The sequence below is a fragment of the uncultured Flavobacterium sp. genome (assembly GCF_937967675.1).
Classification (GTDB): domain Bacteria; phylum Bacteroidota; class Bacteroidia; order Flavobacteriales; family Flavobacteriaceae; genus Flavobacterium.
In genome coordinates, this window is sequence record NZ_CALBSN010000127.1 from 1 (window position 1) to 3,810 (window position 3,810).

Annotated in this window: 5 protein-coding genes; 1 reads left to right on the forward strand and 4 read right to left on the reverse strand. The window is 30.7% G+C overall.

Annotated elements, in window-relative coordinates; genetic code table 11:
• The 4 genes from Q0075_RS08710 to Q0075_RS08725 form a co-directional block, all read right to left on the reverse strand.
• On the reverse strand, nt 1-294 hold a 294-nt coding region (locus Q0075_RS08710), incomplete at its 3' end, for a hypothetical protein (RefSeq protein WP_297869185.1).
• A 334-nt stretch (nt 295-628) separates the two neighbouring features.
• Nucleotides 629-2,440: a DUF262 domain-containing protein gene (locus Q0075_RS08715; RefSeq protein ID WP_297869186.1), complete on the reverse strand. Its 1,812-nt coding sequence runs from the start codon at nt 2,438-2,440 to the stop codon at nt 629-631.
• A 280-nt stretch (nt 2,441-2,720) separates the two neighbouring features.
• A complete protein-coding gene (locus Q0075_RS08720) occupies nt 2,721-2,858 on the reverse strand; it encodes a hypothetical protein (protein ID WP_297869187.1) in 138 nt (45 codons plus the stop codon).
• 6 nt (nt 2,859-2,864) lie between these two features.
• Nucleotides 2,865-3,245 carry a hypothetical protein gene (locus Q0075_RS08725; RefSeq protein ID WP_297869188.1) on the reverse strand — a complete coding sequence of 127 codons (381 nt, stop codon included), beginning with the start codon at nt 3,243-3,245 and terminating at the stop codon, nt 2,865-2,867.
• Between the two features lie 180 nt (nt 3,246-3,425).
• Here Q0075_RS08725 and Q0075_RS08730 point away from each other — a divergent pair, with 180 nt between their 5' ends.
• Entirely contained in the window at nt 3,426-3,806 is a 381-nt protein-coding gene (locus Q0075_RS08730; RefSeq protein ID WP_297869189.1) for a hypothetical protein, read from the forward strand.
• The last annotated feature ends 4 nt before the right edge of the window (nt 3,807-3,810 follow it).

Here is a 3,810-nt window from a genome sequence, read left to right on the forward strand (position 1 = left end):
ACACGCAGTAATATCAAACCAAAAAACTCTTTCAATAACAACCCCATCATTAAAGTATTGATGAATTGTTATCTTGTCAATTTTTTTATCACCTTCATAAATTAATGATTGCTCCATTTTATCCCAATTTTCTGAATTAAGAATAATACTAATATATTGTTTTTGAACTCTAATAAAATTATGCTTGGCTTCTGAGGTAATTATAACTGGTTGCTCTTTTGATAAACCAATACCAGAACTTGTAATTGGGAGCATGACTTTTGTTTGGCTATTTATGTACTTTTGTATATCCATGGTTGTTTTATTTTATAATATCAATAGAACGTGAAATGAGCTTAAAATATTTTGGTGAAAATTTTACGCAAAAAATTTTGAAGGCATTATCATGGTATGGGCTTTGACCTTGAAATTTGGACATGGGGAGGAAGGGCGGTAACCTATTATACAGGGAGGAAGGGTGTACTTTATATAATATATTTATATTCAATTATATCTTGATGTAATTATTGAAATTGCTTAAATAATATCATAATATATTTACACAAGCCATTAATTGACCTTAGGCTCACAGGTGTGAGAGGCTCTCCCTGCTAGTTTCTTGCAGGGTAGCCAACTCGATTACCTGACGTTATTCTTGTTCTGTCGTTAAAGATTCTTTAATTTCCATTGTGTCCATTTCGTCAAATGTCACACCGTTTAATTTTGTTTTTAAGTCAGTCAAAATGTTGTTTACCCGACTTTCGATAAATTGGTCAATTGCATTGTCAGGCAATGTTCCATTTCTTGCCCAATCTAAAATTTCGCTTGAAAGTAAGTGAGAAGGCATTATTACTTCAAATTCAGGCTTGTCATAGTCCTTCATATACTCAAGCGGATTTCTGTTTGTAATGTCAAGGTTTGTTATTTGGGTTAGATAAGCAATGTTCATCAAACTGTCACTTGTAATTTTGTTTTTGTATTGATTATTCAGCACATACTCTGAGTTAGTCGGAAAAATGTGGTGCAAGTTTGGTTTGTCTGTCGAGAAGAAAAAGTTTTGAACTAATACTTCTCTGTTGCAATGTTCCCAATCTTTTGGTTGAGCACTTGAATATAAAGCCAAAACTGCTCTACTCATTCTACCTTTTGAGCTGTAAGTTGCAGTGCGAAGTTTTTGCTTGTCAATTAAGAACCTGTCAAACACAACTGGCTTGTTAGCTTTTCCTTTATTCAAGAACTCAATGTGTTGACCTAATTGAGTTGTGTTACTTAACAAGTCGTCATTGTGAAAGCTGTTAAACCAGAAATACTGTTTAAGTAAGCCATAGTCAGGCGAACTATTTTTATAAAAGTATGCGGTAATTGTGAAATAGAAATAGCGGAAAGGAATTAGGTAAGGTGTTTTTATATGCAAGTGATTTTCAAAAAAGTCAAATGTTTTAAGCATTGCTTTTTTTGTTTCTTCCCAAACTTCCAAAATGTGTTCGGTTTTTATCTCATTTAGATAACGGTCTGTAATGTTTCTTACTCCGCTATTAGGAACATTGTGATTGATAATTACTGCTAAAATTTGCAGATAGTCAAGGTCGCTAATTTTTAAAAACTCGCTGTTATTGTGACTTCTAAAGTCATCAATCAAGTCACGAAGATAAAATCCATTGTCGGCTGGCGTGGTTGCTGTCTGTTTTATTGAAGGTTTGAATGTCTTAGCAACTACAATATCGAAAATGTTAAGTGGTTTACCTGCTTGATTTATCCTTTCAAAGATTTGGCAAACTTCTGAAACTTGAATGCCTTTAACTTCTATAAATGAAATCCGATAATTATCAAGAACACCTTTAATTTTAGATAGTTCTTCTAAAATTGGGTGGTTAAAATCCTTGTTAACAGTATCGCTGTTAAATACGCTTGTTTGAACAGTTGTGAAGTTGTTTTTTATGTCAATCAATTTCACAATCAATCCTTCATCAAATCTTTTCTTCTTACCAATGTTCGGTCTAATTTCTCCGTTGCGGTCGTCAATTTCTGTCCAGAACAAAAATCGGTTACGGTAGCTTTCATCATCTGTGTCGCTGTCTATGGGAACAGTAAGGTCAACATAAAGCAATGGGTTGAATCCAGGGCGTCCTTCAATGTTACCACCATATAAAGATGTCAATAGAGAAGTCGTTCTTTGTTGTCCGTCAAGTATGTATTGATATTCTGTCCGACTGAAGTTTGTGTCTGTTATTTGGTGTCCACCGATTTGTCTGTGATTTTGAAGTTTTAAATCTGTTTTCCAAATCAAGATACTGCCCAAAGGATAAAACTTGTAAATGCTGTCCCAAAGTTTTTTTACGTTTACTTGTTCCCAAACTACGTCACGTTGAAATGTTGGGATTTGATAATTCTTCGCTATCAACTCGTCAAGGTAAGTTGTTAGTCCTTTATTTGTTGGAAATATCCTGTCTGTATAATTCATATTTTCTGTTTTTCGTTTTTAGCTGTGTCGTATTTATAATGGCTGGTAGCTCGTTTATATGCGAAACTTTCGAACTAGTATTATCTATTATTATAAAGATTGGCGAAAGTTTAGAGTGTTTTTATTTCGTTTAATTTTATAAGCTTTTCAAATTTATATTTAAAATACTTATAAATCAAAAGTTTTTTATTTTTTAAATCATGACTATATTCATTCAATAAATTAGAATAAATCGAGTTAAACTTTTTTATGAAAGTTCCTTCAATTAGATTTGTTCTATTTATCGGAGTAAACCATCTGGCCAATTTAATGTTGATTTGAAAAGTTCAAAATTATCAATAAGCCACTTTTCTTCATCATAATCAATTGCATTAATTTTAGTCAACGCATTTAAATAGTCTTGTTCATCGTACATCATATAATTTTATTTTTCTCTAAATGCAATTTTACCAAATGGCTTATCTTTCATGTATGCACATCTAGTTTTTGAATCATACAATAACCAATCACAATTTATATTATCTCCATCGAAAATGCCTTCAAAAACGCAAAAATCAATCCATTTTTGTTCACCATTTACATTAGAGAAACCTTTTAATCCTAAACTTTCCCATTTTTTAATCCGAGAATTCAAAGATGATAAATTCATTGCGCCATCTCGAAATAAATAATCATCATGCCATAAAACACCAATATTGAAACCTACAGCGTTATCTTCTTTATATTTTGTAAATCCACCTGTATAAACTGATTCAATTTTTGATATTGGGATTATTAAGTTTATAAATTCACAATATATTGCCATTGAAAAGTTAATTTATTAAAACAAAAATTCTTTTTAAAATTACCTCTTTTGAAAGAACCTTATCTAATCTTTTATGTTAAATTTGGATTTTATTCTTTTTAAGATACCAAATGGATAATATACTATAGGTTGAAAAAAAAAGAATTTAATACGGTTCTATTGTTTTTATTAAGATAAAGCATGAATTTACGAGAGGTTAAACTAAAAAGTGGTAAAATAGTCACCATTGAAAGATTTGAAATGACTTTCACTTATGATGGTCTTTTATTGGGTAAACCTGACAAAGAATTAAACAATATCATAATTCAAAGTATTAAAGACAATCACAAAGATTCAAATTTTTTATTAATACTTGAAGATGCTTTTATTTCAGAAGAACAACTAAAACCCTTTATTTTTTCTGCTACCTTGACATCGAAACCAATCGATAAAACAAATGATTTTTCAGCATTAGATATAGTTTGGTTTGGTGACGATATTAAAAATCTTAGTATTTCTGAATTGGTAAAGAATATTAAAAAGTTTAATTGGTCAGAATTGGCTCAGGATTTTGAATATTGATTTT

Bases quoted from the DNA above. Each gene is read 5' to 3' on its own strand.
- Q0075_RS08715 (WP_297869186.1), bottom strand. From the start codon at position 2,440: ATGAATTATACAGACAGGATATTTCCAACAAATAAAGGACTAACAACT.
- Q0075_RS08720 (WP_297869187.1), bottom strand. From the start codon at position 2,858: ATGATGTACGATGAACAAGACTATTTAAATGCGTTGACTAAAATTAAT.
- Q0075_RS08725 (WP_297869188.1), bottom strand. From the start codon at position 3,245: ATGGCAATATATTGTGAATTTATAAACTTAATAATCCCAATATCAAAA.
- Q0075_RS08730 (WP_297869189.1), top strand. From the start codon at position 3,426: ATGAATTTACGAGAGGTTAAACTAAAAAGTGGTAAAATAGTCACCATT.